General features: G+C 46.6%; 16 protein-coding genes. 2 read left to right on the forward strand and 14 right to left on the reverse strand.

Annotation, left to right across the window (positions count from 1 at the left end; all coding sequences use genetic code 11):
- Positions 1-92: 92 nt before the first annotated feature.
- The 7 genes from MKY28_RS25490 to rpoE all read right to left on the reverse strand — a co-directional run bounded on the left by MKY28_RS25490 (position 93) and on the right by rpoE (position 9014).
- Positions 93-1367: a radical SAM protein gene (locus tag MKY28_RS25490; RefSeq protein ID WP_036607256.1), complete on the reverse strand. Its 1275-nt coding sequence runs from the start codon at positions 1365-1367 to the stop codon at positions 93-95.
- A gap of 97 nt (positions 1368-1464) precedes the next feature.
- Positions 1465-2790 (reverse strand): transcription termination factor Rho, encoded by a 1326-nt coding sequence (rho, locus tag MKY28_RS25495; RefSeq protein WP_036607258.1) that lies wholly within the window; start codon positions 2788-2790, stop codon positions 1465-1467.
- Positions 2791-3255: 465 nt separating this feature from the next.
- Positions 3256-4509 carry a UDP-N-acetylglucosamine 1-carboxyvinyltransferase gene (locus MKY28_RS25500; protein WP_036607261.1) on the reverse strand — a complete coding sequence of 418 codons (1254 nt, stop codon included), beginning with the start codon at positions 4507-4509 and terminating at the stop codon, positions 3256-3258.
- Positions 4510-4656: 147 nt separating this feature from the next.
- Positions 4657-5511, reverse strand: coding sequence for a class II fructose-1,6-bisphosphate aldolase (gene fba / locus MKY28_RS25505; protein ID WP_036607263.1), 855 nt, complete (start codon positions 5509-5511; stop codon positions 4657-4659).
- A 260-nt stretch (positions 5512-5771) separates the two neighbouring features.
- On the reverse strand, positions 5772-6158 hold the full coding sequence (locus MKY28_RS25510; protein WP_017691292.1) for a response regulator: 387 nt from the start codon (positions 6156-6158) through the stop codon (positions 5772-5774).
- 228 nt (positions 6159-6386) lie between these two features.
- Positions 6387-7991 (reverse strand): CTP synthase, encoded by a 1605-nt coding sequence (locus MKY28_RS25515; protein ID WP_036607266.1) that lies wholly within the window; start codon positions 7989-7991, stop codon positions 6387-6389.
- A 453-nt stretch (positions 7992-8444) separates the two neighbouring features.
- Positions 8445-9014: a DNA-directed RNA polymerase subunit delta gene (rpoE, locus tag MKY28_RS25520; protein WP_036607268.1), complete on the reverse strand. Its 570-nt coding sequence runs from the start codon at positions 9012-9014 to the stop codon at positions 8445-8447.
- Positions 9015-9475: 461 nt separating this feature from the next.
- On the opposite strand from rpoE, the gene MKY28_RS25525 reads away from it, so the two are divergent.
- Positions 9476-10630 (forward strand): S8 family peptidase, encoded by a 1155-nt coding sequence (locus tag MKY28_RS25525; protein ID WP_036667694.1) that lies wholly within the window; start codon positions 9476-9478, stop codon positions 10628-10630.
- 289 nt (positions 10631-10919) lie between these two features.
- Here the strand turns inward: MKY28_RS25525 and argS are convergent, their stop codons facing one another.
- From argS to MKY28_RS25550, 5 genes are all read right to left on the reverse strand, one after another.
- Positions 10920-12599 (reverse strand): arginine--tRNA ligase, encoded by a 1680-nt coding sequence (argS, locus tag MKY28_RS25530; protein ID WP_036667693.1) that lies wholly within the window; start codon positions 12597-12599, stop codon positions 10920-10922.
- On the reverse strand, positions 12596-13021 hold the full coding sequence (locus tag MKY28_RS25535; RefSeq protein ID WP_017691299.1) for a DUF1934 domain-containing protein: 426 nt from the start codon (positions 13019-13021) through the stop codon (positions 12596-12598). Before MKY28_RS25535 ends, argS begins: the two co-directional genes overlap by 4 nt.
- A 266-nt stretch (positions 13022-13287) precedes the next feature.
- Positions 13288-13554, reverse strand: a complete 267-nt coding sequence (locus MKY28_RS25540; protein ID WP_036667692.1) for a DUF6171 family protein — start codon at positions 13552-13554, stop codon at positions 13288-13290.
- A gap of 3 nt (positions 13555-13557) precedes the next feature.
- Positions 13558-15039 carry an alpha-N-arabinofuranosidase gene (locus MKY28_RS25545; protein ID WP_036667691.1) on the reverse strand — a complete coding sequence of 494 codons (1482 nt, stop codon included), beginning with the start codon at positions 15037-15039 and terminating at the stop codon, positions 13558-13560.
- A gap of 218 nt (positions 15040-15257) precedes the next feature.
- On the reverse strand, positions 15258-16445 hold the full coding sequence (locus tag MKY28_RS25550; RefSeq protein ID WP_340031590.1) for a WD40/YVTN/BNR-like repeat-containing protein: 1188 nt from the start codon (positions 16443-16445) through the stop codon (positions 15258-15260).
- A gap of 628 nt (positions 16446-17073) precedes the next feature.
- Here MKY28_RS25550 and MKY28_RS25555 point away from each other — a divergent pair.
- Positions 17074-17205: a hypothetical protein gene (locus MKY28_RS25555; RefSeq protein ID WP_017691304.1), complete on the forward strand. Its 132-nt coding sequence runs from the start codon at positions 17074-17076 to the stop codon at positions 17203-17205.
- A gap of 308 nt (positions 17206-17513) precedes the next feature.
- Here MKY28_RS25555 and speB read toward each other — a convergent pair whose 3' ends face one another.
- Positions 17514-18383 carry an agmatinase gene (gene speB / locus MKY28_RS25560; RefSeq protein WP_036607280.1) on the reverse strand — a complete coding sequence of 290 codons (870 nt, stop codon included), beginning with the start codon at positions 18381-18383 and terminating at the stop codon, positions 17514-17516.
- Between the two features lie 15 nt (positions 18384-18398).
- Positions 18399-19226, reverse strand: a complete 828-nt coding sequence (gene speE / locus MKY28_RS25565) for a polyamine aminopropyltransferase (RefSeq protein ID WP_036667687.1) — start codon at positions 19224-19226, stop codon at positions 18399-18401.
- Positions 19227-19247: the final 21 nt, after the last annotated feature.

A 19247-nucleotide genomic window follows, 5' to 3' on the forward strand; every position in this document is an offset into this window, starting at 1 on the left:
CTCTTTCCGCCCTGAGCCTCAAGCGGACCCAGAGTAAATGGCACAACCCTGAGATTATAACACGACCTTGCGCCTGTTGCAATCCATTATTGTTAAGAGGTAATCAACCGTTTTGGACGTGCCATTCCAGCGGGTGGAACATGAGTATACGATCCAATCACAACACCAGGCAACTCGTCTTCAAAGATCTCAATCATCTGCTTCATGCCCAAGATATCACCTTGAGCAGGAGGAATTAATTCCAGATAGCTCTCTGGATCAATATTGAGATTACGCATCTGAATCAAGCGTAGATCGGTTCTTCTTGCAAACTCAATCATCGCCTCAATCTCTTCTTCACGATCTGTTACGCCTGGGAAGATCAGATAGTTAATGGACGTGTATACACCCTGCTGCGCTGCGTATTTCATCGACTTCTCAACATTGGCTAAGGTATAACCACGTGGTTTATAGTAAGCGTTATAATGGTCATCCAGTGCACTAATTGTACTTACGCGCATCAGATCCAATCCAGCATCTACAATACCTCTAATGTGATCATTCAGACCGGCATTGGTATTAATGTTGATATACCCCATGTCCGTTACGGAACGCACTTCGCGAATCGCTTCAATAATCAGCTTGGCCTGCGTGGAAGGCTCCCCTTCACAACCTTGTCCAAAACTAATGATGGACTCCGGCGTCTTCAGGTGTTCCAGCATAACCTCCACAATCTCATCCACACGTGGTCGGAAGTTCATACGTGTCTGCGGGGAAACAAAGCCGCTATCATCCGGTTGCTCGGAGATACACCCGAAACAGCCCGCATTGCAAGAATAGGATACCGGCACTCCACCTTCCCAACGATTCAGGAACGTGTTTGATGAAGTTAGACATTCATATCCAAGCGCACAGTTGGATAGATGGGTGTAAAGACGGTTCTCGGGGTATTGCTCCGTCAATCGTTTGACCCCGGAACGCACATCGTCACGATCACAGTTGAGTGGATTCCATTTTTCAGGACTATCCGACTTCGAAGCGGTGACATAGAAACCGCCATCTTTCCAGACTACTGCGGAATAGCCGAATAACGGCAATTTATACTCTTTATCCGTCTTCACATAACCAGGGAGACACAAACGAGTGAATCCCTGTGGAAGCAATGCACCTACAGCCTGTGTGTCTGATGGCATCGGCAGCATCTCACCGGTGTCCGGGTCCATACCAATGGGCCGGGTACTCGGGAGTCCAACCAACGTTGCACCTTCTGGCAGAGGAATCAACTCATCCTCCATAATCTCCACGATCATATCTCCACTGCGGGCAAGCCCGTACAGGGAAGGATGATCAAATACATTACCTTTTTCATCTGCGTATACTAAATACATGATGTTCTCCTCACATCTAATGGGTTAAACCTAACGACGAGTGTATTGTAACATTCACAGCAATGCTGCAAAAAGAAAGTGATTAGTCGAACGACACTTACGTCGATGTACCTGACGTTGCTGTCTGTCTAGGTGAGCGACGAGTTGTTGTTGTACCCGAATTGCTTGTCGGGCTGTTACCAGCCGAATCAAATGCCGCCAAAAACTCTGCATTTGTCTTGCTGTTACGAAGTTTTTTCAGGAATCCTTCAACAAAGTCATGGGAATCATTCATGTTTTTACGAATTGCCCAGATTGTATCCAACTCTTCCTTGCTAAGCAACACTTCTTCACGACGTGTACCCGAACGACGAATGTCGATCGCCGGGAATATGCGGCGTTCTGCCAGACGACGGTCCAGATGGAGCTCCATGTTACCTGTACCCTTAAACTCTTCATAAATGACGTCATCCATACGTGAACCAGTATCAATTAATGCCGTTGCCAAGATAGTCAGGCTTCCGCCTTCTTCCACATTCCGAGCAGAACCAAAGAAACGTTTCGGACGATGGAATGCAGCTGGGTCAATACCACCACTAAGCGTACGACCGGATGGGGGAATAACCAGGTTATATGCACGGGCAAGACGTGTAATGCTATCCAGCAGGATAACGACATCCTTTTTGGCCTCAACCAGACGAAGCGCACGCTCAAGCACCAATTCCGCCACCTTGATATGATTCTCAGGCAGTTCATCAAATGTCGAAGCCACAACTTCCCCTTTTACCGAACGCGACATATCCGTTACTTCCTCTGGACGTTCATCAATCAACAGGACAAACAGTTCAATTTCAGGATTGTTAGTTGAGATGCTGTTGGCAATTTCTTTGAGGAGAAGCGTTTTACCCGCTTTGGGAGGTGCTACGATCAATCCGCGCTGTCCCAATCCTACCGGGGCGAGCACATCCATAATGCGTGTGGACAAATGGTTGGGGGATGTTTCGAGAACCAGTTTTTTCTGCGGATACAGTGGGGTTAGTGCCGGGAAGTGAAGTCGCTCTGCAGCCGCCGATGGATTCTCACCATTTACAGCGTTGACTTGCAACAAACCGAAGTATCTCTCGTTTTCCTTAGGCGTTCTACACTTACCAGATACGAGGTCACCTGTTCTTAGGTCAAACTTGCGAATCTGAGAAGCTGAGATGTAGATGTCTTCCGTACTTGGCAAGTAGTTGATAGGTCTTAAGAATCCGTAACCTTCAGGTAAAATCTCGAGTACGCCTTGCATGAACATCAGGCCACTCTGTTCAGCTTGTGCACGTAGTATAGCAAAGATTAATTCTTTCTTTTTTAACGTACCATAGTAAGGTATCTGATATTTTTTGGCCAGTTTGTAGAGGTCCGTTAGTTTCATTTCTTCCAAATCGGAAATTTGTAGATCCATATAATAACCACCTATTCAATTAATAAGTCCGTGTGAAATGGATAGTTTCGCTAGATGTTCCGGCTATAGAGAGTGGCGTCTGCCACAATCCCTTCTGTCCATTGTACGGAATGTAACCGTTATAATGCAAATACTTGTCTTTGAGTGTAAGTTTCCGGGTGGGATGGCCAACATTCGGCAAGATCCGCTATTGAGTGAACGATGCATTGAGGCGATCAATCCGGATAGACCGGCTATGGAGCGCAGTTCAAACAAAACCGGGGGTTGGGGATGAGAAATGATGTTCTTACAGCCATATGAAGTTTATTTCAAAAAAAGACCCTCCGGTAAAGGAAACAGAAACATTTCGTCTTATGCCGGAGAGACTGAGAACTCTATTAAAACAGGTTTACCTAATCATCAAAAAGATATGCAGTTCAGTTAAAATAAACATGTGTAGGACTGAATCATGCATAATGCTTCCTATTAATCAGTTTCCCGCCATACATCTGCACCGAGCAGGCGCAGATTAGTCACCAGATGATCATAACCGCGGTCGATATATTCGACCCCCGTTACTTCAGTCACACCTTCACTGACGGTGAGACCTGCAATCACCAGCGCTGCTCCAGCGCGAAGATCGGATGCTTTTACTTTGGCCGCGTTTAATGCACTGCCTTCAATAATCGCTGACCGTCCTTCTACTCGAATCTTTGCACCCATCCGCACTAACTCAGGCACATGCTTGAATCGATTACTGTATACAAAGTCGCTCAGGACGCTCACACCGGTTGCCTGTGTCAAAACACTGGTCATTGGTGACTGTAGATCCGTTGGGAAACCAGGATATACAAGTGCCTTCACGTCCACATGGTTATAGCTTGGTTTACCAATGACACGTATACTTTCATCCAATTCCTCAATGCCAACACCCATTTCTAGCAGCTTTGCCGTTAAAGCTTCCAGATGTTTGGGAATCACATTGTCAATCAGAACATCTCCGCGCGTCGCCGCTGCAGCGATCATATACGTACCTGCTTGGATACGGTCCGGAATGATGGAATGACGGCAGCCTTTAAGCTCCGAGACCCCTTCAATACGGATCGTTTCGGTACCTGCACCCTTGATGCTGGCACCCATGGAATTCAGAAGTGTTGCTACATCTATAATCTCAGGCTCTTTAGCCGCGTTTTCGATAATTGTAGAGCCTTTGGCACGAGTAGCCGCCAGCATGATATTAATGGTTGCGCCGACACTGCTTACATCAAGATAGATTTTTGCTCCCCGCAGCTCTTTGGCATGCAAATGGATGGAGCCATGTTCGTTTGTTACGGTTGCGCCAAGCGCTTCAAACCCTTTGATATGTTGATCAATTGGACGAGGCTCAAAATTACAGCCCCCTGGTAAACCTATGGTCGCTTCTTTGAAACGCCCTAGCAATGCACCCATCATATAATACGAAGCACGAAGCTTCTTCACGGGACCATTCGGCATAGGAATGGATTTGATGTCAGAAGGGTCAATCTTCATCTGACTGCCTTCCCAAGTCACGTGTGCTCCGAGTTCCTCCAAAATTTCTGCATAAACCGCCACGTCACTCAAAAGCGGCAGATTGTCCAACACGACTTCTGACTCGGCAAGCAATGCTGCAGGAATAAGCGCAATGGCGCTGTTCTTGGCGCCGCTTATAGTTACAGTTCCCTGTAACGGACGTCCGCCACTAATCATCAATTTTTCCATAAAGCTTAATGTCCCCCTACGTGTTTTGCAGCCGATGAACGGCAATACGTGCTGTTGGCTTCCGATGTAGAAATAAGGTGTGAAAATGGAAAGACACCGGCTAGGCGGTGTTTTTCCATTTCACAGTATGGAACTGGTAAAGATAAATTACGCTTTGTTGTTAGAACCAAACTCGCGGATTTTACCTTTAACGGTTTCTTTAATTGCTTCACGGCCTGGTACGATGAATGTACGTGGATCGTAAGCGTCTGGTTTAGCTGCAAGCACTTCACGAACCACTCTTGCAAAAGCAATTTGGTTCTCTGTGTTTACGTTGATTTTGGACGTACCCAGGGAAATGGCTTTGTCGATGTCGTGTTTAGGAATACCTGTACCACCGTGCAATACGAGTGGAACTTGTACCGCGTCACGAACTTCTTCCATTTCTTTGAAGCCCAGGTTAGGCTCGCCATGGTAAGGACCGTGTACGGAACCAAGAGCTGGTGCCAATGTATCGATACCTGTTTCTTTAACGATACGGATACACTCGTTCAGGTCAGCGTACATGATACCGCCAATAACGTCGTCTTCTTGTCCGCCTACAGTACCTACTTCAGCTTCTACAGAAACGCCTTTAGCGTGTGCATATTCAACAACTTTTTTAGTCATTTCGATGTTCTCATCGATAGAGTGGTGGGAACCGTCGATCATTACGGATGTGAATCCAGCGTCGATCGCTTCTTTACACTTGTCGAAGCTTGAACCGTGGTCCAGGTGAATTGCAACTGGAACAGTGATTTTCATGTCGTGGATAAGTCCTTCTACCATTTTAACTACAGTGTAGAAGCCACCAATGTGACGTGCTGCGCCTTCGGATACACCCAAGATTACTGGGGATTTCTCTTCTTCAGCAGCACCAAGAATCGCTTGAGTCCACTCAAGGTTATTGATGTTGTATTGACCAACTGCATATTTTCCTTCAAGTGCTTTGTTCAACATGTCTGTCATAGATACTAATGGCATGGTTTCAATCCTCCTAGGGGTTTGGGTTGTGTCTATGGTTTTTAGCCGAAATCACATACGGGCTTATTATACCACATCCCATGTCAAATACTAAACAAGCATTTGCAAAAATGCTGTGCTTTGCAGCACAGTTTTCATAGACACCGCTTTATAACTTCCCCATTTCCAATATTCCCCGGATGAAGGAGTGAAATACCTCATTTTCCCACCAAGTACCTTCTATGTTCTCCACACGCAAAAAAATCCTGTATCAACAGGATTCAGCTGCATTTATTGGCGGTACCGTTGCGAAGTTGCATATTCACAGCCACTCGCATCTCGTCGATATCAAACGGTTTCGTAAAGTGCATGAGCGCTCCGAGATCCGTGGCTTCCTTAATCATGTCCAGTTCACCATAAGCGGTCATCATGATCACCTTGATACCCGGATCAATTTCTTTAATATGCTTCAGGATTTCCAGACCGTCCATCCCAGGAATCTTCATATCGAGCAATACCAGGTCAGGCTTGTCATTATTCACAATCTCCAGAGCAACCTTGCCGTTGGGTGCTTGAAACGTGTTATACCCCTCACTGCTGAACACTTCCATTAACAGGATTCGAATACCATTCTGGTCATCAACAATCAAAACTTTTTTATCTTCCACTCTGTAACCTCCTAGAATTAGGAAAGCATGCACACCTTCGAATCTGGATAACTATCCCATAGTCGTCATGATAAGTATTCTACCTCTTCCATTAAAATCCTGCTACCTTCACAAAATGACAAAAAAGCATTCCCACCTGCTCTTTACGCAAAAAAAGGGATGTTCAGGCAGCCGCTATGGTTGCCAGGAACATCCCTAATATCTATTACGTTAACACAAAAAAATTTATTACTTCTGCGCATTCACCAGAGAAGCTTTTACAAAATCACGGAACAAAGGTTGCGGACGGTTCGGACGGGAAGTGAATTCCGGATGGAATTGTACCGCCAGGAACCATGGGTGTCCTGGAAGTTCCACGATCTCAACCAGACGTCCATCCGGGGATGTACCCGAGATAACCAGTCCTGCTTTTTCGATCGTTTCACGGTATTCATTGTTGAACTCATACCGGTGACGGTGTCTCTCATACACCAGCTCGTCATCATAACAAGCCATCGCCAAAGAACCTTCCTGAAGCTTACAAGGATACAGACCCAGACGCATCGTGCCACCCAGATTCTCAATATCTTTTTGCTCAGGCAACAGGTCGATCACAGGGAATTCCGTAGCCGGATTAATCTCGGAACTGTTCGCACCATTCAAACCAACAATGGAACGTGCATACTCAATAACGGAAACCTGCATACCCAGGCAAATACCGAAGAACGGAATTTGTTTCTCACGAGCATAACGGATTGCCGATACTTTACCTTCAATACCACGATCTCCGAATCCACCAGGAACAAGGATACCCCCAATACCATGTAACAGGTCGCCTACATTCTCATCCGTAATATCTTCAGAAGGAACCCAGCGGATTTTCACATCAGCATTGGATGCAAATCCTGCATGAGACAACGACTCAACAACACTCAGGTATGCATCATGCAACGCTACATATTTACCAACAATAGCGATCTCAACTGTATGCTCCAACTTGTTGATCCGGTCAACCAGCCCTTCCCACTCGCTCATATCCGGTGCAGGAGTAGTCAGTTTCAGGTGATTTACCACGATCTCATCCAAGCCTTCTTCACGCAGGTTCAAAGGTACTTGATACAACGTGTCTGCATCACGACATTCAACCACGGCATTCTCATCAATGTCGCAGAAGAGAGCGATCTTGGCTTTCATGTCTTTAGACAATTCATACTCCGTACGGCATACAATCACATTCGGTTGAATACCGATGCTGCGTAATTCCTTAACACTATGTTGCGTTGGTTTTGTTTTCACTTCACCAGCTGCTTTGATATAAGGAATAAGTGTTACGTGGATGTACATCACATTGTCGCGACCTACATCACTCTTGATCTGACGGATAGCTTCCAGGAAAGGCAAACTCTCAATGTCGCCCACTGTTCCACCAATTTCCGTAATAACCACATCCGAACCCGCTTCACGTCCAGCGCGGAATACACGCTCTTTGATCTCGTTCGTAATGTGTGGAATAACTTGTACCGTTCCGCCCAGATATTCCCCGCGCCGCTCTTTGCTGATGACGGAAGAGTATACTTTACCAGTCGTGACGTTGCTGTTTTTGGAGAGATTGATATCAATAAAACGTTCATAGTGGCCAAGGTCCAGATCCGTTTCCGCGCCATCATCCGTTACAAAAACCTCGCCGTGCTGATAAGGACTCATTGTTCCCGGGTCGATGTTAATATATGGATCAAATTTCTGGATCGTTACCTTAAGCCCTCTGTTTTTCAGCAATCTGCCCAGAGAAGCAGCCGTAATCCCTTTGCCCAGGGAGGACACAACTCCGCCCGTCACGAAAATATACTTTGTCACTGTTATTACCCTCCTAATATAAGTACAGAAATTCAGGCGATATATGGTGTTATCGTAACCTGTTTCCCAGGTAATCATCGTTAAAAAGAGCAATGGCAGAAATTCCCTGCATCTGCGAACTGCTCTTTCTGCGAAGACGGTTTAAATACACGTTGTTCTACAGCAAAAAATGGTGCAAATATTCCGATGGCCTTCATTCCATTTGGTGTTTTTGATATACAAAAACGGGCCACGAAATGTTGGCCGGGAGCATACGGAAAAAAATCATTTTTGCAAAATTATGCCTCTAAAAATACAAAAAAAAGTACTCCCGCAGGACGGGGCACCTTCTATAAAAAACATAAATATATTGTCGCTCATTCATAAGCCCATGCAATAGTTTACCCGTTACCCCGTCTGCTGTCAAGGCTGACTATTCCGGGGAAACGGGTAAATTATAGACGTCAAAAATGACTACCGATTATCAGAATCGTCGTCAAATTCATCCTCGTTTTCGGACTCTTCTTCGTCTTCTTCGAGGTCTTCATCTTCCAGATCGTCATCTTCAACCAGCACTTCTTCTTCGCTGTCTTCTTCGTCAAAGATGTCGTCTTCTTCTTCCTCTTCTTCGTCTTCTTCTTCCTCTTTATCCGTGCTGTCGAAGCCTTCATCGCTGCTATAGCTGTCTTCTTCTTCACCGAAGTCTTCATCTTCCAGATCATCGTCTTCATCGTTGATGATACGCGGACGCTTCGCACCCGTCATGGAATCTTCTGTTCCAGCTACCGGATACCAGCGCTTTAAGCCCCACAGACTTGTACCGACGCAAGCAAAACGGCCATCGATATTAATCTCGGTATATAGCTGGGCGATAAACTCGTTGATTTCTTCATCAGTCATTCCGCGCTGCTTCGCTACCTCATTCATTAAGTCACGATAGTAATACGGCGTATTAGCCGCTTTCAGCACCATAAAGGCAAGGTCCACCAAAGGGATCTCTTTTACCTTTTCTTTATCAATTTTCAAATTGAGCGAGGTACTCACTGCAGACACTTCCTCTCACACAAAATTCACTTTTTAACCCCTACGAACTGGACTGTTACGTATAACATATCCATTAACAAACCTAAGTAAAACCTATTTAGCGTTAAAAAGCAAGTTTTTATGTACGGATGTGACGCAAATGCGGAGAGCAGCAACAATATGTCCACATATTAAACGTGAAGTGACATCAAACCCACAGGAATATCCTCTTTGCCAAAGAGACAACTCCATAATAAAAAAGACGGAGTCCCCTCCGCCTTCTGACTGTATACCCTTGGAGGATTACTCCTCACCAGGTTCCCCGCAAGAGCCCTCTAGCTCTCCATCCATCATATGTCCCTGCGCCCGTTTTGACACGAAGAGAATGTGTTTTTGTAAAAAAAGGGCAAGTTCCCCATGCGGCGGGATGAGCGCATTCATAGAATACCTCAGCATGTTCATCCCGAAGGGGGCTGCCCATTATGGACTATACTGGTTTATTGCATCAATTGATTGACGGAATGCGACGCCCTGAACCAGAACAGGGAGGGCGATATTTGATCCGATTTGCCAAACCGCAGCAGTACGAGGCCTGTCTCGTAGAATTGTCCCGAATGCGGAATGAATTCACCGACCTTGGGGCTGTCCGTTCCTCGCGACTAGCTCGTTCCATTATCGCTCCAGTCCAACGCCCGGAGGACCTATACCGCTATGGGGATGAAATTACGATTGAAGAAGACGTTCCCATCTCCCTTCATGCCAACGCACTCCACAGCAAACCAAGCAATGCTCAAGGCATACCCTGGGGAGTGAAGCAGATTCGGGCGCCCAAAGTATGGTCTGTGTCTACCGGACACCGGATTAAAATCGGTGTGATTGATACAGGTGCTGATTATCACCATCCTGATCTTCGTTATTCCCTGGCACGCGGAATCAATCTGTTAAACCGCAGCCTGCTTCCTCATGATGATAACGGACACGGCACCCACATAGCAGGGACTATCGCTGCTGCCAACAGTACCGCAGGCATGATTGGTGTAGCTCCACGCTCCCTGATCTATCCGGTGAAAGCATTTGACCACAACGGATCGGCTTATGTATCCGATATTGTACTTGGCATCGACTGGTGTGTGCGCAACAAGGTCGATATCATCAATATGAGCTTTGGCATGAAAACACGCAGCAAGGCGCTTCTTGACGTTGTCAATCGTGCATACCATGCTGGAATCGTTATTGTTGCTTCGTCAGGAAATGACGGCAAACGCCGCAGTATTGATTACCCTGCACGGTATCCCCAGACCATATCTGTTGGGGCAACCGACAAAAACAGACGTATTGCGTCCTTCAGCAATCGTGGCGCATATGTGGATGTCTATGCACCCGGTGATAAAATCGTCTCTTCCTGGGTACAAGGCAAGCATCACGAGATGAGCGGCACATCCATGGCGACGTCCCATGTGAGTGGCGCTATCGCCTTGCTGCTCTCCAAACATCCGGGGTTATCCCCTAGTGAAATCAAGACACTCGTCAAACGTGCTACGATCCCGTTGCGCGCCCGCAAGACTACCACAGCAAAGAGCAAGGTGCGTGGTGGTGAGATTGATGCCCTGAAGCTAATGCAGGAGGGCGGGGAGTGAGCCAGCTCTGTCAGCCGTCAGCCGAACTTGATTGAGGCTTCGTGGCGAAACGCAGTAGCCCGGCCCAGGCAGTACGCACGAGGGAGTATTACGTAGCGGCTGAAACTCTAGGTTACACCCACTGTGATGTCAGAGCAGGCTAGTGTGCCTTGGATGGGTCAGGCATTTCGTTTTCTTCAACTCCGGGTACACAATAAAAAAAGTCTCCATGTACCACGTTGAAGTTGCAACGTGGACTTGGAGACTTTTTTTGTTAGGCAGAGCGGCGGATGTGCCGCTAGCCTGGAACTTACATTTTGTCAGGAGCGGTTACGCCTACCAGACGAAGCGCTGTTGCGATAACGGTACGTACAGCACCGATCAGTGCCAGACGTGCTTGAGTTTGCTGCGTGTCTTCCGTAATGACACGTTCTGCACGGTAGTAGCTATGGAACAGGGATGCCAGCTCGTATACATAACGGATGATACGATGAGGCGCATATCCTGTTGCTGCTGCCGAGATTTCCTCAGGCAACTCTCCCATTTTGCGGAGAAGGTCATACTCGTGCTCTGTTGTCAGCTTGGACAGGTCAATCTGTGCCAGTGGCAACAGTTCAATACCTTGTTCTTCAGCCTGACGGTATACGCTACATACACGTGCATGCGCGTATTGTACGTAGAATACCGGATTCTCATTGGATGTCGAAATCGCAAGGTCCATGTCAAAGTCCAGATGGGAGTCCATGCTGCGCATTGTGAAGAAGTAACGGATGGCATCAATGCCGACTTCATCCATCAGATCTTCCATCGTTACAGCTTTACCTGTACGCTTGGACATCTTCACTTTTTCACCGTTCTGGAACAAGCTCACCATCTGTGCAATCAAGACCACCAGTTTCTCAGGGTCATTACCCAGTGCTTGCATCGCGGCTTTCATCCGTGGAATATATCCATGGTGATCGGCACCCCAGATGTTGATCATCGTATCGTATCCACGAGCATATTTGTCGCGGTGATAAGCAATATCTGGCGTCAGGTAAGTATACGTGCCATCGTTCTTGATCAATACACGTTCTTTGTCGTCACCGTACTGCATCGTTTTTAACCAAGTTGCTCCATCTTGCTCATAGATCTCATTGCGGTCACGCAATTCATCAAGCACTCGCAGCACTTCTCCGTTGTCGTACAGGGAAGTTTCGCTGAACCAGATGTCAAAGTTAACACGGAAGCGATTCAAGTCACGTTTGATCTTGTCCAGTTCCTTCTCCAGACCAAAGTCACGGAAATAAGCCGCACGGTCACCCGGATGCATGGACAGCAACTCGTCACCCTTTTCAGCAACAAGCTGCTTGGCGAATCCTTTAATATCTTCACCGTGATAACCGTCTTCAGGCATCTCAGCATCCTGACCCAGCTCTTGCAGATAACGAGCTTCAATGGAACGAGCCAGATTAAACACCTGATTACCTGCATCATTAATGTAGTATTCACGGGTTACATCATATCCTGCGTAGTCAAGGATGTTACATAGTGCATCACCTACAGCTGCTCCACGGGCATGACCCAGATGCAGGCTGCCTGTCGGGTTGGCACTGACAAACTCCATCTCGACTTTGCGTCCTTCTCCGATGTTAATTCTTCCGTAATCTTTACCCTGCTCCTGCACAAGCGCAAGTACTGGATAAAGGTAACTCTTGTCCAATTTGAAGTTAATGAATCCTGGGCCCGCAATCTCAGCCTTCTCGATTCCGGCTTCAGCCAGATTCAGATTGGCAATGATCTCTTCAGCAATCTGACGCGGATTGCGCTTGGCAATCTTGGTCAGCTGCATGGCAGCATTGGTCGCCAAGTCCCCGTGTGTCTTCTCACGTGGCACTTCCAATGTGATGGCTGGCAATTCGTCCTGCGTAACAATTCCGGCCGTCACAATGGCGTTGCCGATGGCCGTACTTACCCGTTCGTTAATCGTATCTAGTGGATTACGTGTCATGAAATTGGTTCCTCCTGTATATGCAAACTAATCGCGAAATGTCCAGATTCTTCATCAAAGCGGTAAAAGTCGTAGCTCCACGCTGCGCGTGCGCTCAATCCCTGAATGGAAAGTTCCAGCTTCTGTGTATGCGTGGACAGGGCAAACGACATGTATGGTGATCGGTAGAAACCAGGAAGCTTCCGATTCAACTCAAAAGTCTGCTCCGATTCCACCTCACCATGACGTATAATCTTGATGGATTGTCCGCCCAGCTTCAATGTTGTACGGGTTGTACCTCCCTCAGGTCCAACCTGCGGTTCTTCATAACGAACATAAAGAACAGACCCTTTTAACACGGCTTCACCCTGCATTTCCTGCAGCACATCTTCACCTTCATAACGGCTGTGCAGCCGGATGTGTACCGGTCGCATGTTCGACATGAATGTTAACCTCCATTATATTCGAGGCGACGCAAAATCAGGCACGGCTGGTGAGAACAGCCCTTCCCGTATTGTTGTGTCGCTATACGCGCTCATATTCCCGGATAGCTCGCTATCCTACACTCTACTGTATAACTATATCCAGTTCCCTCGCTCAATTCAAATCCAAATTCAGAGTTTTTTCCTCATCAAGCCAAAAAAAGAAGAGCCGCACCGGTAAAGTGCAACTCCCTTTTGCTTCATTATAATAAGATTCGTTCCTCCGATCAGGCCCATTGGGATTCATAAGGAAAAGGACATGTCGACTCACTCAGCTTCGCTCGCACCTGTACGAGACAACCACAATGCCGACAAGTTGTGCCATATTGCAATCCCGGACAAGCAGAGCAGATGGATAGCCGACGTTCATATTCCTCATCCTGTACCGTCGGACGCGAACGTGAGGCAATCTCCACAAGTCTGGCCATTTTGGCATCGCTAATCTTCACATCGTACTGATCATTACAGCCTTTGCAAGGTTCCTGCCTTTTCATGCATTAACCCTCGACAGCGAGCACCCCAACCGATGCTGGTGGAAGGACAAAACGCAGTGTGTTATTCTCCAGTGTGATTCCATCCCACGCCACAGGCTGAACATGATTCGGCTGTTCAAAGGTATTAAATGCACCAAAATCAGTATGGTGCAGAATCTGCCCGTTTACTTTAGCCGCTTGAGCTGCGTCCAGCTGACACACAACTTCCAACTCATCCGTGTGACTCAGATTACAAGCTGTCACATGAATGACCCCATCCTTGTTGCGGGAAGCTGATAAGCTGAGCTGCGGAATGGTCTCTTCTCCGAATGTGTATCCTGGGCTTTCATAATTCAAATCCAGTCGCTGTGCATCCATATGGACCTGATACATATCAAATACATGGTACGTAGGGGTCAGGAGCATTTTGTCCCCTTCCGTGAGCACAAGCGATTGAAGCACATTGACGATCTGCGCAAGATTTGCCATGTGTACCCGTTTGTTATGTTGGTTGAAAATATTCAGGTTAACACCTGCAAGCACAGCATCCCGCATCGTATTCTGTTGATACAGGAACCCTGGATTGGTTCCCTGCTCAACGTTATACCACGTGCCCCATTCATCCACAATAATGCCGACTCTGCCCTCTGGATCATATTTGTCCATAATCTCGGAGTGCTTCACCAGTAATTCATCCATATGGAGCGTCTTTTTCAAGGTAGTGAACCATTCAGCCTCACCAAATCCTGTAGCTGCGCCTTTATCATTCCACTCTCCTGTAGGGATAGTGTAATAATGAAGACTGATTCCATCCATAAAGCGAGCAGCCTCCCGCATCAGGACTTCCATCCATTCATAGTTGCCTTCGTTGGGCCCACAAGCGATTTTATAAATCTCGTTCCCGGAATAGTTACGTACATATGTAGCATACCGACGATATTCATCCGCATAATATTCAGGACGCATATTGCCGCCGCATCCCCAGTTCTCATTTCCCACGCCAAAATACTTCATTTTCCACGGTTCTTCCCTACCATTACTCTTACGCCAGTTCGCCATCGGGGATTCGCCGTCAAATGTGATGTACTCCACCCATTCCTGCATCTCCTGCACTGTACCGCTACCCAGATTGCCACTGATGTATGGCTCCGTGCCGAGCAACTCACATAATCTCAAGAATTCATGTGTACCAAAGTGATTGTTCTCTTCCACACCGCCCCAGTGTGTATTGATCATACGAGCACGCTCACTCTTCGGACCTACACCATCTTTCCAGTGATATTCATCGGCAAAACAACCGCCTGGCCAGCGAAGTACTGGAATATTAAGCTTCTGCAAGGCCGTCAATACATCATTTCGAATCCCATCCGTATTCGGAATAGGTGAATCTTCTCCTACCCACAGCCCCTCATAAATACAACGTCCCAAGTGTTCGGAAAAGTGACCATATATATTGCGATTTATTAATCCTTTATCAGAATCCGCCTTTAAAATAACATCAACCATGATTTCAACCTCCATATAATGTATTGTTATCGCTTACAATAACTCGTTTTAGAGTAGGTTTCAACCGTTTTTATTTCTACACAAACAAGCCTCTTCCTGTGTAATTGATTAGGAAGAGGCTTGTTTATTATAGAAATTCATACAGAGACTTACCAAATTGATTTTTATACATTTCTAATTTGGATTTGCCCGTTTATTATTTCAGAATAACAGGCTACTTAATCCTGCTCTGAAGGCAACAACATTTTTTGTGTCCACGTCGTTCCACCATCTATAGTCTGATAGATCGCAGGAGAGTTATCACTTGTGACTACGAGCCAACCCGTCTTGGCCGATGGGAACGAGATACGGGAACTGTATCCCGGATCTCTCAGGTCAATATTTTTCCACGTGGAACCTGTATCATAAGAACGTCCAATACCCACTTTGCCAGCTGCGGGTGAACCTGCAGACAGATACGCCGTCTGATTACCAATCAACGCCATGTTGCCGGGATGACCACCCGGGTTGGCTGGTCCGTTTCCTTTGCCCGTACTGTTTGTACCCGGTGCAGGACCTCCCCCTGCTGTGGATTGTGCAAATACTTGGGTCCAGTTCTTGCCTTGATTATCGCTCGCATAGAGGGAGTAAGATTGTTGGGACATGCCTGCATCACCATACAGAAGGGCCCATACTTGTTGGCCATGTGCATACAGATCCGCTCCGCTCCATGTGTCTGAGACAACTCGAAGAGAGGTTGTCCAGTTCTTGCCGCCATCACTCGTTTGCTTCAGATGATATCCCGATCCAGGTACAACCACGACGGCATACCCTTGTTTCTCTGTCGCAAAGGCAGCTGCACGCGTGTTGGCAGGTGTATTCAATTTACTCCAGGTTACCCCGCCATCCTTCGTCTGATATGCACCATTATAGGTGTAACCATAACCTACATCTTTATTGCGAAAATCAATTCGCTTGAATTGAATGCCCGGCGTATCGAGCCGCGTCCAGTGCGATCCCCCATCATGGGTACGGATCAGATAGGTTGCAGGTGAATCCTTCACTCGCGCCAGCGCATATCCGTTCACATTATTCGGAAAATCAAGCTGAGTGAATTGCCACTGCCCGGTATATATGGACTGCCACGTACATCCTGCATTCGAAGTACCGATCAGGAAGCCTTCACCCCCAGCTCGTCCAGTCGTATCATTAAGAAAATCAATGTCAGTAAATTGCAGGTGTTGCTCTTCCACACTGCTGCCCTTTTTTAATGTAGCAGATAGTCCATGATCTCCCTTTCCACATGCCTGTGAGGATGCAGCGTTAGCACCTGATAGCGTATGTACCGGACCCATCCCCCAAGCCAGCGTTAACGATAATGCGAGTGCACCAATCCGTTTCCATGTCATTGTACTCTTGGTTGTCATCGTAACACCTCCTTCTATGGTTTTACCCAAATTTGATAGTTCTAACGTAACAATCTGATTAACCCTGATGACAATTTTGCAAGAAAAAAACCACCTTTACCCATGATTGGATCATGTAGGCAAGGGTGGTTCATCACCAAACATTGTGTACTCTAAGTTAAATGGGATACGTCACCACAGCAAGGATAACAAAACTGATACTTAATAAAAGGCATAAACTAAAATATATTTTGTTGTATTTATATTCCCGAATACTATATGCAGCAAAAAGCATAGCCAGATCAGCCACCATCAACGTAAAGTTGAGAAATATCGTCACTGCTAATACAAAATTGATGACAAACACTATAAAAACTGCAGTCAGCCACTTGGGATACATACTCAATTGAGTCCGAATCACACGCATTCACATCCACCTTTCCCTTCCTCTATTTCCATATTATACACATATATTAAGATAGAGTCATACCAAGGCACGATATCTGCGTAAGAGGAGAGTCCATACTAACACATGAAATAAATGGTAGAGGCAAGGGAACATACGTGCTATAATTAATGTTATGGACTTTTGAATATCGGTGGATGTTTTCCAGACCACGGCGCAGCTTCCCGAAAGGGGGTGACGTCGTTGGTCAAACTTGTGGCGTTACTTGATGTAATCCGATGGATTGCTGCGATCCTCAGTATTGTACTGAGTGGGCGAAAGCTTTACCGTTGGTTGCGCAAAAAGTTTCGTAGCAAGCGAAAACCCACCTCATAAGGTCGGAAGCCTGACGGTGGGTTTTGCTTGAATAGCATTATTTAGTTCATGCGCGCCGTGGCAATCCACAGCCTTTCGGGTCCTAAGAGTCTTTACCGTTGGCAGCGGTAAAGGCTCTTTTTAGTATATGACCGAACCCGATCACCATATACTTCACGAATGTAATATATCAATTAATATACTACTGAATACTTATGTAGTCAGTATAGCACAGCTCTGTACAAAAGTTAACAATACAAAACGCCCTCCCCTGCGCAAAGTTGAACCCGCGCAGACAGAGAGCGTTATACTTATCGATTATTCAGTAATTATTTCACAAATCCAAGCAGCATTTCACGAATCAGCTTCGCAGCTACAATCTGTGTCTGTTGTGTTGGATCATAGATTGGTGCAACTTCAACCAAGTCACAACCAACTACATTTACATCAGATCCTGCGATCATATGAATGGCTTCCAGCAGTTCCTTGGACGTAATGCCGCCCGCTTCTGCTGTACCTGTTCCTGGTGCTGCTGACGGATCAAGTACATCGATGTCGATGGTCACATACACCGGACGGTTGCCCATCTTCGGAAGAGCTTCCTTCATCGGAGCTGCCACTTCAAATGGATAGAAGTTGATGTTCTCGCGACCATACTGGAACTCCTCACGGGAACCGGAACGGATACCGAACTGATAGATGTTTTTGCCACCCATCAACTCAGCTGCTTTACGCACTGGTGTGGAGTGGGACAATGGCTCGCCTTCATAGTTTTCACGAAGGTCTGCGTGTGCATCAATATGAATCAGAATAAGATCCGGGTATTTCTTGTACATCTGTTGGATGACTGGCCAAGTAACCAGATGCTCGCCACCGAGACCAACTGGGAATTTGTCGTCAGCGAGCAGACTGCCGATGTATTCATGAATTACTTCAAGGCTGCGTCCCGCGTTACCGAAAGGCAAGAGCAGGTCTCCAGCGTCAAAGTATGTCATGTCTACAATGCTTTTGTCGAGATATGGGCTGTACTCTTCAAGTCCAACCGATGCTTGACGGATATGAGATGGGCCGAAACGGGAACCCGGACGGAAGCTGACGGTGTAATCCATCGGCATACCATAGATAACCGCTTTGGAGTTCTCATAATCCTCAGAGCTGCAAATAAATACGTTTCCTGAATAAGCTTGATCCAGTTTCATTAATGATTTCCCCTTTTATTTCGTTAAATCTTCCACGAATTTAGGAAGTACAAATGCTGCTTTGTGCAGACGCGGAGAGTAATACTTGGTATCCATCTCCGGGATTTGAGTCTCATCCACTTCGAGCGGGTCATGTTTCTTGCTACCCATAGTGAATGTCCACAAACCACTTGGATAGGTTGGAATATTACAGCCGTACACATGTACGATCGGGAAGATTTCTTTGACGTCTTTGTTCACCTTCTGGATCAGATCCGCCTTGAACCAAGGATTGTCCGTTTGGGCAACGAAGATTCCGTCTTCTTTCAATGCTTCGTAGATGCCTTGGTAGAACCCACGCTCAAACAATGGCGCAGCCGGCCCTACAGGCTCCGTGGAGTCTACGATGATCACATCGTATTCATTTTTATGTTCAATAATATGCATGTAGCCGTCGTTCACGAGCACTTCAACATTAGGCTCGTCCAACTTGCCGGCGATTTCAGGCAAATATTTTTTAGAGTATTCAATAACCTTACCGTCGATTTCGACGAGAACTGCTTTTTCTACAGCATCATGTTTAACGACTTCACGAATGACTCCGCCATCGCCGCCACCGACAACCAGAACTTTTTTCGGATTCGGGTGAGTGTTCAGCGCAGGGTGTGCCGCCATTTCGTGATATACGAATTCGTCTTTTACAGTCGTCATCACCATGCCATCAAGAAGCAACATGTTACCGAATTCTTCGGTCTCTACCATGGCCAAATCTTGAAAATCCGTTTTCTCTGTAACATAGGTCTGCTTAATCTTCGCGGTGATCCCGAATACCGGGGTCTGTTTCTCCGTAAACCACAATTCCATAATCTCTACCTTCTTTCCGTA

Source organism: Paenibacillus sp. FSL R5-0473 (assembly GCF_038004565.1).
Classification (GTDB): domain Bacteria; phylum Bacillota; class Bacilli; order Paenibacillales; family Paenibacillaceae; genus Paenibacillus; species Paenibacillus amylolyticus.